This window comes from Microcoleus sp. D2_18a_B4 (assembly GCF_036702475.1).
GTDB lineage: Bacteria > Cyanobacteriota > Cyanobacteriia > Cyanobacteriales > Microcoleaceae > Microcoleus.
In genome coordinates this window covers 60088-80582 of record NZ_JAUBTL010000032.1, presented here as the reverse complement: position 1 = coordinate 80582, position 20495 = coordinate 60088, and the positions used below count along the sequence as shown (strand labels likewise).

Below are 20495 nucleotides of genomic sequence, written 5' to 3'. Positions count from 1 at the left end.
GGACTGACATCCGTTACATCCGTTACATCCGTTACATCCGTTACATCCGTTACAGAATCCGTTGCCGAACTTCCTTCACCCGTCGCTGCGGCTGGATTTGGGCCGTGGCCAGATAATGCTGGAATCGGCAGCGAGTAGGCTAGAAACTGCGCTCGCCCCAAAGCGGTTGAGGTGGCTGGGGTCCAAAAAATAGTCGTTGCGGCCAGGCCACCGCTGCGACAAGTCGCGGAAAGCGAAGCCTTTTTGCCGCGAGAGTTGCTGCATTCGCAGCCGGAACTGCTGTTCTGCCCGCAGGCGAGTTCCGTCTAAGTAGTCGTCGGTGAGGGGCAAATTGACGAAAATCAGGGGAATTTTGCGAGCTTTGGTAAATGCTACAACTGAATTAAAGGCAGTTGCTTGTTTGCCTCCGAGGTTGAAGTTTTCGTAGTCGCGATCGTACTGGCCTGAAACGTAAGCGCGTTCTCGATAATAAGTGTTGGGATTGTACTTGCCCGACATAGCCATGAATCCGTTGGAGTCGATCGAATCTGCCAATTGGTTGAGTTGTCTGATGGCTACTGTTGTGCGTCGCGAGACTGGAATCACTTGTGCTTTTTGGGTTGCTGCATCCGCTGCGATCTGTTTTAACTCATATCTTGCAGCATTTGAGGCAACGGGCAAGATGCCCGTTCCACTAGACATGAATTTGATTGGGGGGTGGGTGTCAGCAACGGGCAGTTTGCCCGTTCCACTTGACAGGAATTTGATTTTGGGGAGTAGGGGTTGGGCATCTTGCCCGCCTGCAGCATTCTCAGCAACGGGCAAGATGCCCGTTCCACGAGACAGGAGGTTGATTGTGGGGTGCGCGTCTTGCCCGCCCGTGAAAGGTCTATCGACAGATGCCAATGCTTTGCGGAAAGTATTTTTAGCGCAGGGCTGCGGGAATCTGTAACACTGGGGAATCACATTCGGTTCATCCGACGGCAGTTCGGGGCGAACGCCTGCGGCTATAAGTTGGCTGCCTTCAGAATCGACGATCGAATTAAAAGTGCGATCGTCCCGGCCGCTGTTAAATGCGCGCACACCATCCGCCCAGACAATCATTTGAGGCAAATGATCCGGCTTCAAAAGCCGCCGCAGTTGAAAGTCAACTACTTGTGCAGTTGCGCCGTTGACTGAAAAGTTAAATACTTTTAAGCCCGGACGGCCCCTTTGGGCCAAAGATTGTTTTAGTTGTTTGGGATCTACGCCCTGCAATGCGCGGGAACTGCCGACAATCAAAACATCTGGTGGCCCGACGGCAGCAACGTAGGATAGGTAAAGTTCGAGTTGTTCGTTGAGTAAATCGCTGCTGAAGCTGACTGTACTGGCTTGCGATCTGGTTGCGCTCGCTTGCTGCTGGGAATAAACCAGGTTTCTCATGTACTCCACCACTTTTTTCTCCGCAAACGCCCGTCTGGGACTGCCGGGGGGAACGGCTTGCATCCAAGCGACGGCCTGCACCCACAGGGCGGCTACTTCGTCCCAGTCTTCTTTTGAATTGGCTGATTGAGCCAAATTAGAAGCTTGGGTGGCAAAGTTAATTGACTCCGTGAAGGCATCGTTTTGGGGGCAAGAGGGAAGGCTGAGGGATTTTCTGGTTTTGTTGCGGTTTTGAGCTAACAGAGACGTTGGGGACTGCGCTAGGACGGCGGATTCGATCGAACCCGATGGCGCTGCGGTGTTGGGCGGCTTCGTTGACGAACATCCCAAAGTTACGGCTAATACAGCGGCTGCGGCGCAGGTACGTTTGAGGATGCTGGTGCTGATGCTAGCAATGTAGCGGCGAATCATAAAGCTTTCAGCGATCGCGAAACATTACTAGATATTACCGCAAGCGGCCATTCCTCGGCAGCCGCGATGGTGACGTTTTGAGTATTTATGTATGGGATTCGATGACTGCTTCGGCTTGCAGGGCGATCGACCTCAATTTATCCAGTGTATCCTGGTTCGCACTCTGCCACAACCCCCGCTGACGAGCTTCTAGCAATCTTTCCGCCATATCTCGCAGTGCCCAAGGATTGTTTTCTTGAATAAATGCCTGCACTTTTTCATCAAAAATGTAAGCCTCGGCGATTCCTTCATACATAAAATCCTCTACACAATTTGCCGTAGCATCGTAAGCAAACAAAAAATCAACAGTTGCTGCAATTTCAAACGCACCTTTATAACCGTGTCGCATCGCACCTTCTATCCATTTGGGATTCACAGCCCTACTGCGATAAACCCTCGCAATTTCTTCTCGCAGTTGCCGGACTTTCGGATTTTCGGGAATTGAATTATCTCCAAAATAGGTTTCAGGATTTTTGCCTTGCAAATTGCGAATTGCGGCCGTCATTCCGCCTTGGAATTGATAATAATCGTCGGAGTCGAGGATGTCGTGTTCGCGGTTGTCTTGGTTTTGCAGAACTATTTGCATTTGGCCGAGGCGTTGTTCAAATGCTTCGGGTGCAGAACATCCCCATTCACTCTGTTTAACTCCTGCTAAATCTCCCGGCAAATTTGAGGAACTAGAGGAGGTATAGGCGTAACTGCTCCAATTAATGTAAGCTTTTGCTAAATCGCTGTCGTCTGTCCAGTTTTGAGCTTCAATTATGCCTTGAAGTCCTGCGCCGTAAGCACCTGGTTTTGAGCCAAAGACTCGAAATTGCGATCGCCCTTGCGCCTCTTCCTGACTCAAACCTGTAGATTCCCAATACAAAATCTCTTCCTTAACTTGTGCTGCTAAAGGGTTATTTTCTGCCGATTCCTCTAAATCTGCCACAGCTTTTACCGCACTATCAAACAAATCAATTAAATTAAAAAAAGCATCGCGGAAAAAGCCAGAAATTCGCAAAGTAACATCAACGCGCGGCCGCCCCAAAACAGAAATTGGCAAGATTTCAAAATCTACAACCCGGCGCGAAGGGCCATCCCAAACTGGTTGAACTCCTATCAGTGCCAAGGCTTCGGCGATGTCATCTCCCCCCGTCCGCATGGTGGATGTTCCCCACACTGACAAACCCAAAGTTTTCGGATATTCGCCGTTTTCTTGGGTGTATCTTTCGATTAAAGTTTCAGCAGCAACTCGGCCAACTCTCCAGGCGGTTTCTGTGGGAATGGCGCGGATATCTACTGAGTAAAAATTGCGACCTGTGGGCAATACGTCTGGTCTGCCGCGAGTGGGCGCGCCGGATGCGCCGCTTGGTATGTGCCGCCCATCTAGTCCGCGCAAAAGGTTGGTAATTTCTTGGTTTGTTTGGAGGAGTGATGGTAAAAGATAGTTATTTATCCAGTCTAATTCTTGTTGGGTTGATTCTCCTATTGGCGGATTTGTAACCGCAGATGAACGCGGATTAACGCGGATCTTTTCGATTAAGTTATCTACTAATTCAGCGGCTTTTTCTTCGAGTTCTGCTGTTAAATCGCCTGCTGTGCGGTGCTGAATTATCGACGTTGGATCGCAGGTTAAGGGGTCGAAATCGTAGCCTGAGTCTTCTGCTAGGGCGCGGGTTATGCCCGATCGCCCGTTGGTGGGATGGCGGGCGATCGCAATTATCAAATCTCTCAACTGTCTACCTTCGGGACACTGCCCGAAAATGTGCAATCCGTCGCGGATTTGGGATTCTTTGAGTTCGCAAAGATAGCCATCTGTGCGGGTAATAAATTCTGTAAATTCCGATTTATTTAGTTGTATTCCTAAGTCTTTATCTAAGTTTTCTTTGTTGGTGAGGGCGAGAATGCGATCGCGAATCATGGGCAATCTGGACGGATCTAAACTTTGGGCTTCGCAATACTCGTCGATTAAGGTTTCCAACTGCTGCAAAGGCCCGTAGAGTTCGGCGCGAGTCATCGGCGGTGTGAGGTGGTCGATAATCACAGCTTGCGATCGTCTTTTTGCTTGGGAACCTTCTCCCGGATCGTTGACAATGAACGGATAAAAATTCGGCAACGCCCCTAACGCTACTTCTGGATAACATTTGTTAGACAATGCTATACTTTTACCGGGAAGCCATTCTAAGTTGCCGTGTTTTCCAGCATGAATTATAGCGTCAATTCCCAACTTTTCGCGCAGCCAATAATAGTAAGCTAGATAATTGTGAGTTGGTTCTAAGTCTGGGGCGTGATAATTTAACGCGGGGTCGAGTTCGTATCCCCGCGATGGTTGAATTCCTACAAACACATTCCCAAACTGAATTCCCGGAATCGGAAAAGACCTATTGTTACTTATAAAATCTTGTGCATAGCTTCCCGGAAGCCCCCATCTTTTACAAATCCCATCTTGCACTTCCTGCGGCAAAGTAGCAAAATATTCTTCATATTCTGCCAAATCCAAAGATTGATGAACAGGCCGCAATTCGCGTCCTTCCGGGTCATTTGTCACGCCGGAAGTTAACAGTTCAATTAACTCGTTGCCGCTAGCGGGGATGTTTTCAATTTGATAGCCAGCTTGCTGCATAGCTTTGAGGATTTCGACACAGCTAGCGGGCGTATCTAAGCCGACGCCGTTGGCTAAGCGGGCGTTGCGAGTGGGGTAATTTGCCAGAATTATGGCGATGCGTCTGTTGGCGGCTGGGGTTTGTTTCATCTTCACCCAATTCGCGGTTAAATCTGCTACAAATGAAATGCGATCGCCCGCTGCTACATAGCCTACTACATCTGTTTCTAATTCGCTGTTCCAAGTCTGTACGGCTTTAAAAGAAACCGCCCTAGTAATGATTTTTCCATCTACTTCTGGCAATGCTACATTCATCGCTACATCGCGGGGCGAAAGTCCCTGAAGTTCCGTTTCCCACTGTTCCAAACCGCCACCGCTGAAGATTGCTTGCAATACGGGAACGTCTAAGGATTTTAAGCTGTTTTGTTCCGGTTCTTGACTGCTGAAACCGGAGACTGCAAAACTTGTGGTATTGAGCAATAATTGAATTGGTTCGGATTCTTTTGGTTTAAAATACTCTAGCAATTCTATTTGCAAATCTGGTTCCCGCAGAGAAGACACAAAGACGGGAACTGGGACTAAATTTCGCTCTGCTAGAGCTTGACAGAGTGCATCAATTGGTGCTAAGTTTCCTGATAAATAATGAGCGCGATAAAATAATATTCCGACCGTAGGGGCGGTGCCCCCGTGCCCGCCCTCGTCGTGCCTTTTAGGGAGTGTTTCCCAACCCGGAGATCCCCCCCAGCCCCCCTTAATAAGGGGGGAGCAAGAAGTTGTCCAAGTCCCCCTTCTTAAGGGGGATTTAGGGGGATCAGCGTCGGTTGGTAAACCCGGAGATCCCCCCCAGCCCCCCTTAAGAAGGGGGGAGCAAGAAGTTGTCAAAGTCCCCCTTCTTAAGGGGGATTTAGGGGGCTGAGCGTCGGTTGGTAAACCCGGAGATCCCCCCCAGCCCCCCTTAATAAGGGGGGGGCAAGAAGCGGTCAAAGTCCCCCTTATTAAGGGGGATTTAGGGGGATCTGAATCTGGTGGTAAAGTTTCAAAACACTCCTCCCCGCGCCCGATCCAATCATAAATTCCGACGCGGGAGACTGTTTGAGGTAGCGGTGGATTATAAGCAGTTTTCAGGCAAGTATCGGCGGCAAATTTGAGTGCGTTAACAAAGTTTTGGACTCCGCCTTCTGTGAAGTAGCGCCACAGTTTATTGACTGCTGACAGCGATACATTGGAATGGCTGATTAAATCGGGATCGGGACTGTCTTCTCCCGGCATTACAATCAGTGCTGCGTTAGTTTTCTGCACTGTTTCCCGCAGAATCTCTAAGCCGTAAGACCAATAAGAACGCCCTCCTAACAGTCTTAAGATTATGACCTCTGCGCGTTCTAAAACTTCCTCTGCATAAGTATCAATTGTTAGTTGTTGCTGCAACTGAAGCAGATTTACTGCGCGCACTTTGGGAAAATTTGCCGGCATTTTGGATGCGGCGGCTGCGAGAGTTTGAATGTCGGTGTCAGCAGCACTAATAAATACTATTGGTGCAGGGGTTTGCTGAATAAAAATTACTCCTTCTGATTGAGGGTTCCAACCTCCGGGCGTGGCTGCTATTTTGTGCATTAATTTTTTTTATTTTAATAAATAGTGAGAGAAAGTGCGATCGCCTTGAGTATAACATGACTTATACATAAATAGAGGCTAGGGCGTGTTTCCCACCAGGACATTCCCGCCCAACCGAGAGAGGGCGGACACGGGGAGTAGGGGTCGCACCGCCCCTACATTGGGGGGGAGAATGAGCGTCAAAGTCCCGGAAATCTCAACCTATAAACTGATAAATAAAACTCCCAAAATCATGATTCCGGCCCCTAATAATCTTTGTTGAATATCTTTTTCCTTAAAAATGAAATGACCGAACAATACACCCATTAACACGCTAGTACGCTTAATCGCGATCACTTGCACTACGAAAGTTAATGTCAAAGCTTGCATTTGAAAAAGCACTCCAATAGCATTTAAAGACCCCATAGCAGCTAGCATTGGTAATTGTTGGAGAATTTTTCGCCCTGAATTTGGGGTTTTGTGCAATAAAACTGGCAGTAGCAAGACACTGATTGTACCAAACAAAGAGAATAACCAAAAAATAGGGGATGAATTTGTAACTCCTATTTTGTCAAAATTTGAGGCAATACTCCAGAGCAATGCGACGATTAACATCAATTTGGGCCCTGGTTCATTCAGCAGTGCTGTGAATGGGGCTAAATATCCTTTTGATTTCTCTTTTATATTTAATAAATAAGAGCCTCCTACGATTAGTAAAATGCCAATATAATCAAAAAGTTTGGGGTATTCACCGACAATTAACGGTGAAGTTACCAACATGAATAATGGTGTCAAAGCTACCAGCGGTAGTGTTAGGGATAAATCTGATACTTTGATGGCTTTGATGTAGAGGAGGGATGTGACAGCGTTGATGCTACCTCCGATTAATAGGGCGAGCCAAAATTGAGAGTTTAATGTCGGAATTCCTGTATAAACTACCCAGGGAATCAAAAAGATGACTGAAAAAAATGAGAGAGACCAAGCGACGACATATTCGTCACTTTTTTTGAGGTTTTGTTTCCCAAAAACGTCTTTGACGGCTTCAAAAAAAGCGGTCAAGAGTCCTAAAATTAACCAAGTCATCCTAAATATGCGCTCCTGACTCGCTCGTCGTTTAGCAAATCTGCTCCAATACCTGTGAGAGTAATGTTACCAGCTTCTAGTACGTAACCCCGATCGGCAATTTGCAGTGCTAAACTGGCGTTTTGTTCGACTAAAAGGATTGTAACGCCTGTGGAACGCAGATTTTGAATAATTCCGAAAATTTCTTTGACGATCGCAGGTGCTAAACCTAAACTGGGCTCGTCTAATAATAGCAGCTTCGGGCGGCTCATCAGAGCACGGGCGATCGCCAGCATTTGCTGTTCCCCACCGCTGAGAGTTCCTGCTAGCTGGCGGCGCCTTTCTGCTAGGCGCGGAAATATCTCAAATTGGCGCTCTAAATCGGCTTTTACTGCTGCCGAGTCCGATCGAATATAGGCCCCTAATTCTAAGTTAGTTAACACCGTTTGCTGCGCCAAAACCCGCCGCCCTTCTGGACTGTGGGCGATTCCCAATTTCACAACTTCGTGAGCTTGGCGGCGGCTAATATCGCGCCCGCTATAAATAATTTGTCCTTGTCGCAAATTAACTATTTTAGAAATAGCTCTCAGGGTGGTACTTTTGCCCGCACCGTTGGCACCGATGAGACTGACAACCTCGCCCGCATTAATGGTGAGATTAATATTTTGTATGGCTTGAATCCCACCATAATTTACAGAAAGATTCTTGAGTTCTAAGAGGATATTTTGAGATATTTTGGGTGGGCTTTCGTGCATTTTCGGTGACTTTGAGGTAGATTCCGATTTACCGTTGGGTGGGGGCGGGTTTATGAAATTATTGGTCTTAGGCAATTATTGTTGGTGAAACCCGCCCCTACAGAATGCGTGAGAATGGTGCAAGATGTGAGTTTACTCGTTCCCCGGCTCTGGCTGGGAACCAGTTAAATTTTCTACGTTTCATCTCCCAAATAAGCCTCAATAACTGCCGGGTCATTCCTGACAATAGCAGGCTCGCCCAAAGCAATAAGCTGACCGAAATGCAAGACGGCAATGCGATCGCACAATCCCATAACAAGCGGTACATGATGCTCGATCAATATTACAGTTAAATTGAATTGTTGGCGCACTTCGCGGATAAATTCGCTTAATTTGTGCTTTTCATTGGGATTCATCCCCGCTGCTGGTTCATCTAACAGCAATATTTGCGGTTCTAGGGCTAAAGCGCGGGCAATTTCTAAGCGCCTCTGGTCGCCGTAGGGCAAGTTTTTGGCTTGTTCGCCCGCGCGATCGCCCAATCCGACTAAATCCAACAATTCTAAGGCTTTTCGCTGGGTTTTGCGTTCCATTGCGTTAGATGCTGGCAAGCCGAAAATCCCCGCCAGCACCGATAAAACTGGATTGCCCGATCGACTGTGGATGTGTCGGGCGATCGCCACATTTTCCACAGCAGAAAGTTCCCCAAATAACCGGATATTTTGAAAAGTTCTGGCAATACCTTTATTGGCAATTTGATAAGGCTTCAATTGGGAAATATTTTCATTTTGATAAATCAGCTTGCCACTAGAAGCAGGTATCAGTCCAGTCATTAGATTAAATAGAGTTGTCTTGCCCGCGCCGTTAGGGCCGATTAATCCAAAAATTTCGTGTTTTTCAACTGTAAAAGATACGTTGTTTACAGCAATTAAACCGCCAAAGCGGCGAGTTAATCCTTTGGCTGCTAAAACAGGATTGCTGGTTGAGAGGGTAAGGGGTTCGGAAATCATAAACACATCATAGAACGAATATAAGATATCTAATTATGCCTTAGACTGCCGAATGTTCTTAAAGTCCCCCTTTTTAAGCAGTATTTAGGGCGATCGATTTCACCACGGACAAGCACAAATTTAGATGCCCCGGAGTCCTGAAACAGTTTGATGAGAATGTATACACAATTATTCCAATGGCTGAGACGGCTCATCAAACACAAGGATTCTAGCCCATGACGAAGCACTGCCGACAAAGATTAGCTGCCGTAATTGCCCTCTCGTTTCTATCTTTCACATCGCCTTTGCTGTTGACTCGCAATGCTGCGGGTGGAATTGGGGAGGAACCCACAGCTAATCCCAAACAGATTGCCTCCCTCACCGAGAAGTTAAAGACTAACAATGAAACGGCACTTGATGCAGCTATTAAGCTGTTACGAAAAATAGGTGAACCCGCCATCCCTGATTGGATGGAAGCTTTGCAGGATCAGAATTTGTCAGTCGGCCAGAGTGCTGCTGAGGTTCTAAGACAAATTGGTTTTCCTGCTATTCCTGCCTTTGTCAAAACCTTGAAAGACTCAGATGTGTCGGTGGGTGCAGAAGCTAAAATTGCACTGCCGCAGCTAATTCTGTTGCTGAAAGACTCCGATGCAACTGTGCGTAGCCGTGCAGACTATGCTTTGGGAAGGATGGGTGCAGAAGCTAAAACTGCTGTGCCGCAGCTAATTCTGTTGCTGAAAGACTCCGATGCCACTGTGCGTAGCCGTGCAGCCAATGCTTTGGGAAGTATCGGTGCAGAAGCTAAAATTGCACTGCCGCAGCTAATTCTGTTGCTGAAAGACTCCGATGCAACTGTGCGTAGCCGTGCAGACTATGCTTTGGCAAGGATGCGTGCAGAAGTTAAAACTGCTGTGCCACAGCTAATTTCCCTGCTTCAAGACTCAGATGCAACTGTGCGTAGTAGTGCAGCCAATGCTTTGGGAAGTATCGGTGCAGAAGCTAAAACTGCACTGCCGCAGCTAATTGTCTTGCTGAAAGACTCCCATCCAAATGTGCGTAGTAGTACAGCCTCTGCTTTGAATAAAATCCGTGCAAAAGCTTAAACTGCACTGCGGCAGCTAATTGTCTTGCTGAAAGACTCCAATCCAAATGTGCGTAGGTAGTGCAGCCTCTGCTTTGAGGAGGATTGGTGCAGAAGCTAAAACTGTTGTGCCGCAGCTAGTTCCGCTGCTGAAAGACTCCGATGCAAATGTGCGTAGCCCTGCGGCCCCTGTCTTGCTAAGTATTGCTCTTCACCTTCGAGAAAAAGCAAAGACGCTAACTTCACCGGAGTTAAATCAGGCTGTATCAAACCTAGAATCAGCCTTAAAAATTTTGGATGAACCTAAAGCTAATTTGTCACAAACAACGATCGCAAATATCCGTGTATATAGCGGTTCTCAAGCGTGGTGAGGTATGCCCTATGCCCTATGCCCTATACCCTATGCCCTATGCCCTATGCCCATGAGTACCTCATATGAGAGCTCGAAAGGCTATACATCAATGCTCTCAAAGCTGAACAAAGCAATCCCCCCTTCATCAAATCACTTCCCAAAAATGCCTACATCTGGGGAATTTACATATTTGTCCTCTGGAGAAACTTTGCCATCAACCCACTGCGGCTGCTCAAAATCTACGAAACCTTAAAACCGAAATAGCCGGCGGCAGAAACATCACCGTTTTGCTAGCAAAACTCTATGCCGACCAACTCATTGCCAAGAAATAAGGCACAACTGACGGCAATTTACCGGATAATATTTTGGCGTTAATGCTGCACTATTTAAACCAAATAAACCGCAGCGGAACAGAGGATAAAGTCAGCGATTACACCGCTAGATATTAACGGCAAAGATGAGAGTTAATGGCAATATGTCTTGAAGGTAGCCGACTCCCAAAATTCATCAGAAGCGATCGCCGGGTTTTTGTTAGGAGTAAAAAATTGCTATCTCGATAAAATTCCCGGTGCAGAAGATACCGACTTTCTGCAGGAAGAGATCGCATCGCGCTATAATATTACAATTACCGTAGCGCCTGAATCTCCTGAACATCTCGCAGGGATAATTGTATAACAATGTACATACCAGATTCGCAATCTTCCCCAAGAAAAGTGCTGCCGACGATGTACGATCTACCCAGTGAAGACCCGGAGGAGCCTGGTTTGCCTGACGAATATCACCGGTGGCAAGCACAACTTTTGTGCGATAGCTGCCTCCCCTCTAATTATCCACCCGATCGCCTCTTCTCGGCCAGCGATCTCAATCTATACTACGACTCCAACCATCCCAATTGGTACAAAAGACCCGATTGGTATTTAGTTGTGGGGGTTTCGAGATTTTACCAAGACAGAGACTTGCGCCAAAGTTACGTGATTTGGGACGAAGCCGTAACTCCTTTAATTGCGATCGAATTTCTGTCACCTGGTACGGAAGATGAAGATTTAGGACTGACAGAATCAGAACCAAACAAACCGCCGACTAAGTGGCAGGTTTACGAAATAATTTTGAAGATTCCTTATTACTTTGTTTTTAGCAAATACAACAACCAATTGAGGGTATTTCGGTTAATTGGCAACCGTTACCGCGAACAATTGTTAACAGGTTCTCGATTTTGGATACCGGAAATACAGTTAAGTTTGGGTTTGTGGGAAGGTGCTTTCCTGCAAAATCAAAGGTTGTGGTTGCGCTGGTATGATATTAATGGCAATTTGATTCTGACTCCAGAAGAATTTGAAAGACAGCGAGCTCAATTGGAAAGCCAACGAGCCGAGTTTGAAAGGCAGCAAGCTGAAATTGAAAGACAGCAAGCTGAATCAGAAAGGCAACGAGCCGAGTTTGAAAGGCAACGAGCTGAATCAGAAAGAGAGCGAGCAAATCGTTTAGCCGATCGACTCCGAGCAATGGGCATTAATCCAGATGAGCTGTAAAATTAAATAGCAGCATGAAATTGTGCAAGCTGCAAGCGCTGTCGATAAAAACTTATTAACTAAAAATAAATTATGCCTGAATCTACCTCATTGCGCGATCGCTACCTAGCACTAATCGACAAAATTGTCGAAATCACCCTCAAAGGTCAAATTCGCTCCAAAGAACAAGTTTATCAAATGCTGGTGCAAGACATTAGCACCGGTACCGGCGAAATATTTGAACGCTGTTTCGGCGAACGCCTTGATGCCGCCGAAAATCAACTCAGAAATGAAAAAGACGAAATCAAACAAGCAAAGGCAAATCGCACCCTCCGAGCTCTCAAAACCATCCAAGGAGAATGGGAACGCTGGCAGAAAGATAACCGCGTCGATCGCGCAATTGCATCCTCAATCCAACAAATCGTTACCGCCGAATCTAACGCCCGCCTCCTGGCATTATTACAAGTAATCGATCCGAATAAAGAACATCCGCTGACTCTGGCTCAATTGCAGCAATTGGCAAAATCTCTGCACCAACAAATGCTGCAAACTTCTAATCCCGAAACCGAACAAGATTTGCTGCAAATCACCGCCGGCATCGCCAAAGGTTTAGAATCTTGGCAGCGTTTGGAACCGGAACTTGTGGGCTGGATTTATCAGCCGCAGCAGCTAGGATTTGCCGGTAGTCCCGAACAAAATGGGCCTTGGGCTTTTTGGGCCAAAAAAGTTAACAGTCCCTTTCCCCAGGCTCTTTTGAATACTATTGCGCTAGGTGAATCTGTAGTTCAATTCGCAGCCCAGCAATCGAATTTAGATTTAGGCATATTGGTGGAAGTGGCGATTATATTGCAGTGCTTGCAGCGGGCGTTGGCGACATGGTTTGACAAGCAAGTTTACGATTCCAAAGTGTCAACAAAAGCTTCAATTTCTACTTACATTACTTTTGCGGTAATTTGGAGTCAGCTAGCTAGTGGGTTTAATAATTCTACCAAGAGCGGGGAGCAGTTGGCAAATGCTTGTTTTCAAGTAACTTTGCAAATTTTGCGCGCTTTTTCTCAGCGAGAATACTTTCCACTTTACGGCGGGATTTTTGCTTCGTTTGATGGTAAAGCTCTGCGTCATACTTTGGATTATTTAGATGAACCGCTGCGCCGAGTTGAAGGCACTCAAGCGAAAGCTCGGATTCTGACGCTTTTGGGTTATTCGATGCAGGCGGCTGGGGCCTACGAGCGATCGCTCTTGCTGCACAAGCAAGCGCTGGAAATTGCCCGCATGGAAAGAGACAAAGCTTGCGAAGTTGCCAATCTCAATCACATCAGCCGCAACTATGTTGCTCAAAAAAATTATCAGGAAGCGATTAATTACAGCCAGCGGGCTTTAATTATGGCACGACAAGCGGGAGAGCGACAAGGCGAGGCAAATGCTCTGGCTAATTTGGGTTACAGTGAAGTGTTTCAAGCGCGGCAGTTGGAGGAGGTGGAACCGGAAGTTTATGAGAGTGCGATCGGTTATTTGGAACAAGGTTTGTTGCTATCGGAAAAATTGGGAGACAGGCAAAGTCAAGCTTTTTGTTCCAGCAGTCTTGGTATTGCTAAAATCGCCCTGGAAAATGCTGAAGGTGCGATCGAATATTTGCTCAAAGGTTGGCAAGCGGCTCAATTCTCAGGGGATTTATATTTGCAAGGTCTGAATTTGGCTTACTTGGCTCAAGCTTATTACAGAATCAACTCACTAGAAAAAGCGATATTTGCGGGCAGTTTGGGGATGTATACTTTGGAGCAAATTGGTGCGATGGAGTGGCGTCAATCGGCTGGTTTGTTGACAATTTTGCGGGGTCAAATGGGGGCGGAATCTTTTAAACAAGCTTTGGCGAAAAGTCGAGCGAATATCATTCCGGCGATCGGTGTTGATGGCTACGATTACATCCCGGAGTTGCTGGAAAAATATCAGCAATCTATCTAATATCAAAATCGCTCGGCGGTTGAAACCGCTACTATACAAACGAAGTCCGCCTACGCGGACTAAGAAATTCTTCAGTCCGCGCAGGCGGACTTTGTATGTGTAGCCGCGATTTCAATCGCCGGGAATTATCATATCATGTCCGATCGATTAACCATAATATCCCGGCCGGGCGGGTTTTTGAGATTGTCAATTATTGGCAGATATTGGCAGGTTTACCCGCCCATACCTGATTTCGGGCGAAGCGAAGCGGAGGGAATCGACCGGACATGATATAACTCTTTGTTGTGGAACAGGCCGGAAAGCCTGTTGCTGACAGAGGTTTAAGGTGTAAGTTCTAACTCGCCGAAAATCACCATTATCAATTAGTATTTCATGGGCGGGCTCTCCTGCCCAACCCCTACTCCCCACAAGAAAATTGAATTTTTGTGGAACAGGCATCTTGCCTGTATTGAATTTTTGTGGAACAGGCCGGAAAGCCTGTTCCTGGATATTTTGATGCACCCCAATCTCCAAATAACTAATGCTCAACTATCACCGGTGTACCAACGGCGACTTTCTCAAATAAAGCCTGTGCATCTTTGTCAAACATTCTGACGCAGCCGTGAGAAGCCGCCCCCCCGATCGACTCTGGATTCGGAGTACCATGAAAACCAATCACATTCTTGCCATCCGTCCAAAACCCCATCCACCTACTCCCTAATGGATTGTCTGGCCCAGCAGGAATAAGTTCTCCTGTCCAAGGATTTTGCCAAACTGGATCTTTGATCATTTGCATAACTTTAAAATTGCCTGTAGGAGTTTCCCACCCGCCTTTTCCCACAGCAACCGGGAAACTGGTTTGCACCTTATTTTGTCGGTAAACATAGACGCGGCGTTCTCGCAATTTCAGCACTAAACGCACTTCCTCAATAGGATTTACCGCCGGATTTGGTTCCTGGGGAAGATAACGAAATGGTTCTCCCAATGGCGGTAGTTCTGGGGTTCCGAGATTCGGCAATTTTGTCTCGGATGTGGGCCGCTGCGCTGCGATCGCACTATTACTTGAATTAGCCTCCACTTCGGCAGTCGCCTGCTGCTGTATGCCCACCGACAGCGCGGCTGCACTCAAGCTAAGCACAATTAGCTTATTAAATAAAAATTTGCTGTTCACCATTTTTTTGTTCGCTAAACTCCTAACCAGCAGTTCCTACAAAGTTCCGATCTAATTATCCGCCAACCGCACCCGATCGGAAAAATTTTGAGATGCTTTTTGACCGCAACTGCGCGGCACAGTTTTTAGTTGAAATTCCACCACTGATAACTTGTAACTCAACACAAAGCTTAGCCAATAATACCAAAACCACAAGGTTTTTATAAGCTGCCCAGTGGAGTTACGCAATAGAATGTCGTTAAAAAACCCGGTTTCTGCGTAAATCTTGCAAGAAAATGATTAAATTTTCCCTCCGACTAATTTGATTTTTTAGGAATGGCCAGCGGGCGATCGACTATTCAAACTATGGCGGTGCTGTATCCGGCAAGCACAATCTGTCTTTAGGTAGAGTTCCTCCCAGCAACAGTTAGGCCTGCGGAAAAAAACTGCTACGGTCGATCGAATAAACTCAATATATCACGGCAACACTCTAGAGATGCCAACCGCTGAACTTGTTGTAAATCGGGAACTTATGATGTAAAATTTAGTCTTTCAATACTTGTTCGATAATCTTTTTTTGAGATTGTCATAAATTTCCTACTCTGGGGATTAAACTGGATTAGGTATAGAGGTTGGGACTTTCGTGCAGCGGAAGCAAACCCGACCCTGAATAGCAGTTAATGTGAGGTTTCAATGCGTCTTCAGAACATCAAATTATTGACAGGTGCAACACTGTCGGTGGTCATTTCGGCGGTCTCAGTAAATCCTGCGATGGCTAACCCTGCAACTCAAATAGCCCAAACGCAGACCACCACAACAGCAAACACTACAACCATTGTCGGTTTTGTCAAAAGTATTGTCGGCGATGTAGTAACTATTCGCGAAGAAAGCGCGCCGTACAGGACTCTCAGGGTTCAAAGATGCGTCCTGAGAATTATTGGCCTAGTACCGGGAATGAAAGTCAGAGCCACCGTCGCCGGCTCTCAGATACAAAATATCGCCGTGATCCCCGATTATAAGGTGGTAGCCACAACGGTTGCTCGTCCCGCAACCCCAGCACCGGCACCGCGTCCGGCCCCAGAACCGCCACCGCGTCCGGCTCCTCGTCCGGCTCCGGCTCCGGCTCCTCGTCCGGCTCCCCGTCCAATTCCGGCTCCGGCTCCCCGTCCGGCTCCTGTGAGAGGACTTTGGTAGAGCTAGGCTATACCATTTTCGATTTGAGATTTTTGATTTTCGATAGGAATGACCAAAAGCAATGTGGTCACCAGCCGCGTGATTCATTCGTGGAGCGAGAAAAAAGCTCGAATCCAAATCGCCAGCCCTCGGAGTTATCAGTGGGGTCGCTTTCTTCAATCTAAAATCTAAAATCTAAAATCTAAAATCGATTGACTGATCGAGCTCAAAGTTTGGAGCACAGGCCTACAGTTGCATTGTTTTGTACAACTGGTATCAGTAAATGGAATTAAGCCACCGCGCCGGCGGTGGCTTAGCTGTTGAATAGCAGTTAGAATAATAGAATTGTCCAGCAATTGTGGAGAAATCGCTGCTATGTATTACCTGCGTTTCTTGCTGCTAATTCTGCTGTTGCCGATGATTGCGTGCGATCGAGCTACAGATGCGAGATCCCCTGCTGTGGGCGACAACGGCCCCGTGTCGCAAATTCCCTCCCGTGCACCGCTGGGAAATGTTGGGACAAATCAAATTGTACCGACCAAACCGCTGTCGCCGCAGCCAATCCGTATTGTTGCAACTGCTTTGCCGCAGCCAGGAGCCAGCGAAAGCGCCTCAAAACCTCCTCAAGTAATACCGATTCCCGCATCGCCAGTGCTGCGAGTGCCTCCTGGCTTTGTCGTCAACGTTTTTGCTGACAATTTAGACGCTCCCCGATGGCTAGCTGTGACGCCGACAGGCGATGTTTTGGTAACAGAAACCCGGCAGAATCGGATTACGCTGTTGCGAGATGCCAACGGCGACGGGGTTGCTGAGGTTCGCAAGACTTTTGCAAGTGCCCAAAACGGGTTAAATATTCCCTTTGGCATGGCTTTTGCCGATCGCTATTTTTTCCTCGGAAATACCGCTGAAGTCCGCCGATTTCCCTACACAAAAGGGCAGGAACAATTAACAGGTACTGGTCAAAAAATTGCCGATTTACCGGGCGGCGGCTACAACCAACACTGGACGCGAAATGTTGTCGTTTCCCCCGACAATAGCAAGCTTTTCGTCTCAGTTGGATCGCAGTCTAATGCCGATGTCGAACCGCTGCCGAGGGCGTCTGTTCAAGTCATGAATTTGGACGGCAAGAACCAGCAAATTTTTGCTTCAGGGTTGCGAAATCCGGTGGGATTGGATTTTCACCCAAAAACCAATCAACTCTACACGACAGTCAACGAACGCGACGGTTTGGGAGATGATTTGGTGCCGGATTACTTGACAAGAATTCGTCAAGGCGAGTTTTACGGCTGGCCTTACACTTATTTTAAGCCGAATTTGCTCGACCCGCGCCACTCCAGAAATGGCAATAGCGATCGACCTGATTTAGCGGCTAAAACATTAATGCCAGACGTGCTGTTTCAGGCGCACTCGGCGGCTTTGGGGCTTCAGTTTTACGACGGCAAAACGTTTCCCAAAAGATTTCTCAACGGGGCATTTGTGGCGTTTCGCGGCAGTTGGAACCGGAACGCTGGAACTGGTTATAAAATCGTGTTTGTACCTTTTAATGCGGCGAACGGACGCCCTCAAGGTTATTATGAGGATTTTCTGACTGGTTTTCTGACAGATCCGTCGGGCCCGAAAACTTGGGGGAGGCCGGTTGGTTTGCTGGTTTTACCTGACGGGAGTTTGCTGTTTACTGAGGAAGCGAACAACCGGATTTATCGGGTGCAGTATCGCCGCTGAGGATTGGGCGATCTATTAGATACCGACTTTTTCAAGAAGTCGGGGCTCTGGTTTTTTAGTCAGCTTCAAACCTTGCTAAGTTGAGATTCGCCGGAATTTTTTTGAAAAATTAATAACCTATCTTCTTCCGCAGTTTCGCGATTTAAATCACAAGACGGTTCAGTTAAAACTGTTTATTCCGGCCGAGATCCCCCTAAATCCCCCTGATTGTTGGGGGACGCAAGAGTAAGCTCTTGTCCCCCCCTTCTTAAGGGGGAGTAGGGGGCAAGCTAAGGGGGGATCGGGCTTAACTAAACCGTATTGATTTAAATCAGACAGTTCGTAATAGGAATCTGTTTCTGGCAAGTAGATTGTCGGTAAATTTTCAGGCAGAATTAAATAAGTGTTTTTTACCTGTAAATCATTGTCTATATCTAATGAATAGAGAAATCCGTCAACAGGATTTACAATTAACTCGTGCAATGAAACTTGTCCCTCTATGTAAAGCTTGAGAGTTAGTTGTGCAACTCTGAAAACCAACCAGCGATTGTACAAATTATCTACATCGCACCAAGAATAAAGATAGCTATCGCCGTATTCATTCTCAAAAAGCGATAGTAGCGGGCCGTCGAAATACTCTAAATTGACTATGCTCCTGAGAGTTAGAGGAAATTTACTTAGTTTAAATCCTATTAATTGTTCCATATATTCCAATACGGTTCAGTTAAGCCCGATCCCCCCTAGCCAAGGGCGGGCACGGGGGCACCGCCCCTACGAAGGGGGGGACAAGAACTTACTCTTGCGTCCCCCTTAAGAAGGGGGATTTAGGGGGATCTCCGAGTAATAAACAGTTTTAACCCAAGCGTATTGCCATATATTCTTGGTGTTTGAAGCACATATTGATAATTTAAGTAGCCTAAAGGTTTTGCGATCGCCCTTTAAAATCCCGAACCGGGTTGTTTGAGAAACTCGGCTTCTTCGGGAGTTGTTTCGCGGCCGAGAATTTGATTGCGGTGGGGAAATCTCCCAAAACGCTCGATTATTTCCAAATGCTGCATCGCGTATTCAATGAGTGAATCGCTGTCAGGTTCGCCGCTGAGTTGGCGAAATAGTTCGACAGATTTTTGCTGGTTTTCTAAATTTTCGCTGTGTTGAAAAGGCAGATAAACAAATAATTTTTGTACAGTCAGCAATTGGCGATCGAAGTTATGATTAACAGCGTATTCGGCGGTGGCTAAAGCTTTGCTGTCTGTGGCGAATGCTTGGGGCGTTCCGCGAAACATATTACGCGGAAATTGATCGAGCAGTATAATTAATGCGAGGCAGTTGTCGGGGGAATCTTGCCATGAGTCGAGTTTACCGGAGGCGGCTAGTTCGTATTGTGGCAGAAAGCGCCATCGCACTTGGGCATCAAAATCCGCATCTTTTTCAAACCATTTCTTTTGAACTTTGCCAAACTCAGGAGAGTGCGATCGACCAAACCAAAAATCTAAAACTTCATTCATTAGCAATCTAGTATGCGATTGATTGTTGATTAAAGCTTCTGTGTCTGTAGTTGCACAAAATGCGCTATCTGTCCAACTACAAACCGCAGCGATTAATGATTAGCAATGATGACTTAGGAACATTTGTTGTCCGGTGCTTAAAGTTACAAACTAGCAAACAGTCTGTCCCAAGTTTTGCCTCCCACAACTCCGTCTACAGGAATATCCGCTTGTCGCTGAAATCTTTTCACTGCATTTTCGGTTGTCGGACCGAAAACGCCATCAATTACGATCGGGTGTGGGGACAAGCCCCGCGCGTTCAACAACTTTTGCAGTTTCTTCACATCGTGCCCTTTCGAGCCGCATTTTAAAATCCTTTTATGGTGTTTCACTGCTGGTCGATCGCAATCATCAGTGTAGCAAACTGCGGAGCCTGCTGCATAGTTGGCTCTACTTGTGCCCGTCAAAACTAATAGAGCGAGAATTGCTAGTAAATAATAAAAAGTCTGTGTTCCGGCCATACTTTCCCTGTTAAATTTTCAAGCGTTTTTTGTAATTTGGACGATTGTTTGAGGGTGAGAAACCGGGTTTATAGGATGGGGGCATCCAATCTTGATTGACCAGGTTTCTGGCAACAGTCAACCGACATTCTACAATATAAGTGGCTTTACTGCAAAATCTCCGATCGTGCAAGTTAAATTTTGTTGCTGTTTGGTAGCAGCAAAGGTAACAATTACTTCGCAGGCAACTGCAACCGTCAGCATTACCAAGTTTCGCGCCAGCGGGTAATCGCAAACGTCATCATTCGCCGCTGAAGGAACCCGATAGTGTTCGTTCCAAATTATTTCGGAGTAATCGGCAGCTAATCCGACGTGCACGCAGGGAAGGGAGGCACTCGCACAGTAATCCTTGACTGCTTGCCGCCCGACACTGTTATCAAAAGTATCGATGACTGTGGCGCTGACAGCAAGCAGCCGATCGGCATTTGCGGGTGTCAATTCTTTTGAGTGCGCGTCAATGCTGACTCCCAAAGCGCGGTAGAGGTTGTTGGCGAGAATTTTGGCTTTGAATGCGCCGATGTCCGATCGATAATAGGGTTGAGTGGAAAGGTTGCGTTCCTCGATGCGATCGCGATCGATGACTTTTAACTGACAAAAGCCCGATCGCGCCAGACTTTCTGTAATATTCGCACCCAAAGCGCCCGCGCCGCACACCGTTACCGGGAAATTTTTGATTTGCGACATCACTGCGGCACTTCTGTAAAGTTGTTCGTGAAAAAATATGCTCATGGTCAGTAG

General features: G+C 46.9%; 17 protein-coding genes. 7 read left to right on the top strand and 10 right to left on the bottom strand.

The genetic code is table 11. The features are described 5' to 3' along the window. Positions 1–75 precede the first annotated feature (75 nt). The 5 genes from QUB04_RS18970 to QUB04_RS18950 all read right to left on the bottom strand — a co-directional run bounded on the left by QUB04_RS18970 (position 76) and on the right by QUB04_RS18950 (position 8828). Entirely contained in the window at positions 76–1812 is a 1737-nt protein-coding gene (locus QUB04_RS18970) for a hypothetical protein (protein ID WP_333286677.1), read from the bottom strand. Between the two features lie 85 nt (positions 1813–1897). Next, positions 1898–6046, bottom strand: coding sequence for a cobaltochelatase subunit CobN (gene cobN / locus QUB04_RS18965; RefSeq protein WP_333286675.1), 4149 nt, complete (start codon positions 6044–6046; stop codon positions 1898–1900). 201 nt (positions 6047–6247) lie between these two features. Continuing rightward, positions 6248–7108 carry an EamA family transporter gene (locus tag QUB04_RS18960; RefSeq protein WP_333286673.1) on the bottom strand — a complete coding sequence of 287 codons (861 nt, stop codon included), beginning with the start codon at positions 7106–7108 and terminating at the stop codon, positions 6248–6250. Continuing rightward, the gene (locus QUB04_RS18955; RefSeq protein ID WP_333286671.1) at positions 7105–7842 is read right to left on the bottom strand and encodes an ABC transporter ATP-binding protein; all 738 of its coding nucleotides are present in this window, start codon (positions 7840–7842) and stop codon (positions 7105–7107) included. The genes QUB04_RS18960 and QUB04_RS18955 overlap by 4 nt, the downstream gene beginning before the upstream one ends. Before the next feature lie 173 nt (positions 7843–8015). Next, positions 8016–8828 (bottom strand): ABC transporter ATP-binding protein, encoded by an 813-nt coding sequence (locus tag QUB04_RS18950; protein WP_333286670.1) that lies wholly within the window; start codon positions 8826–8828, stop codon positions 8016–8018. 215 nt (positions 8829–9043) lie between these two features. On the opposite strand from QUB04_RS18950, the gene QUB04_RS18945 reads away from it, so the two are divergent. From QUB04_RS18945 to QUB04_RS18925, 5 genes are all read left to right on the top strand, one after another. Beyond that, positions 9044–9910 (top strand): HEAT repeat domain-containing protein, encoded by an 867-nt coding sequence (locus tag QUB04_RS18945; protein ID WP_333286668.1) that lies wholly within the window; start codon positions 9044–9046, stop codon positions 9908–9910. A 46-nt stretch (positions 9911–9956) separates the two neighbouring features. Beyond that, positions 9957–10259 (top strand): hypothetical protein, encoded by a 303-nt coding sequence (locus QUB04_RS18940; protein ID WP_333286666.1) that lies wholly within the window; start codon positions 9957–9959, stop codon positions 10257–10259. Positions 10260–10720: 461 nt separating this feature from the next. After that, on the top strand, positions 10721–10915 hold the full coding sequence (locus QUB04_RS18935) for a hypothetical protein (RefSeq protein ID WP_333286664.1): 195 nt from the start codon (positions 10721–10723) through the stop codon (positions 10913–10915). Between the two features lie 2 nt (positions 10916–10917). Next, positions 10918–11769 (top strand): Uma2 family endonuclease, encoded by an 852-nt coding sequence (locus tag QUB04_RS18930; protein WP_333286662.1) that lies wholly within the window; start codon positions 10918–10920, stop codon positions 11767–11769. 72 nt (positions 11770–11841) lie between these two features. Further along, positions 11842–13710, top strand: coding sequence for a tetratricopeptide repeat protein (locus QUB04_RS18925; protein WP_333286659.1), 1869 nt, complete (start codon positions 11842–11844; stop codon positions 13708–13710). A gap of 517 nt (positions 13711–14227) precedes the next feature. Here QUB04_RS18925 and QUB04_RS18920 read toward each other — a convergent pair. Continuing rightward, positions 14228–14863 carry a L,D-transpeptidase gene (locus tag QUB04_RS18920; RefSeq protein WP_333286658.1) on the bottom strand — a complete coding sequence of 212 codons (636 nt, stop codon included), beginning with the start codon at positions 14861–14863 and terminating at the stop codon, positions 14228–14230. 669 nt (positions 14864–15532) lie between these two features. Here QUB04_RS18920 and QUB04_RS18915 point away from each other — a divergent pair. Together QUB04_RS18915 and QUB04_RS18910 are read left to right on the top strand one after the other, a co-directional pair. After that, positions 15533–16033: an autotransporter gene (locus QUB04_RS18915; RefSeq protein WP_333286656.1), complete on the top strand. Its 501-nt coding sequence runs from the start codon at positions 15533–15535 to the stop codon at positions 16031–16033. A gap of 354 nt (positions 16034–16387) precedes the next feature. Next, entirely contained in the window at positions 16388–17734 is a 1347-nt protein-coding gene (locus tag QUB04_RS18910) for a sorbosone dehydrogenase family protein (RefSeq protein ID WP_333286654.1), read from the top strand. 159 nt (positions 17735–17893) lie between these two features. Here QUB04_RS18910 and QUB04_RS18905 read toward each other — a convergent pair whose 3' ends face one another. The 4 genes from QUB04_RS18905 to QUB04_RS18890 all read right to left on the bottom strand — a co-directional run bounded on the left by QUB04_RS18905 (position 17894) and on the right by QUB04_RS18890 (position 20486). Then, the gene (locus QUB04_RS18905; protein ID WP_333286653.1) at positions 17894–18418 is read right to left on the bottom strand and encodes a DUF6575 domain-containing protein; all 525 of its coding nucleotides are present in this window, start codon (positions 18416–18418) and stop codon (positions 17894–17896) included. Positions 18419–18651: 233 nt separating this feature from the next. Next, entirely contained in the window at positions 18652–19218 is a 567-nt protein-coding gene (locus tag QUB04_RS18900; RefSeq protein WP_333286651.1) for a DUF924 family protein, read from the bottom strand. A 143-nt stretch (positions 19219–19361) separates the two neighbouring features. Then, entirely contained in the window at positions 19362–19718 is a 357-nt protein-coding gene (locus tag QUB04_RS18895) for a peptidoglycan-binding domain-containing protein (RefSeq protein ID WP_333286649.1), read from the bottom strand. A 129-nt stretch (positions 19719–19847) separates the two neighbouring features. After that, on the bottom strand, positions 19848–20486 hold the full coding sequence (locus QUB04_RS18890; protein ID WP_333286647.1) for a ThiF family adenylyltransferase: 639 nt from the start codon (positions 20484–20486) through the stop codon (positions 19848–19850). Positions 20487–20495 lie beyond the last annotated feature (9 nt).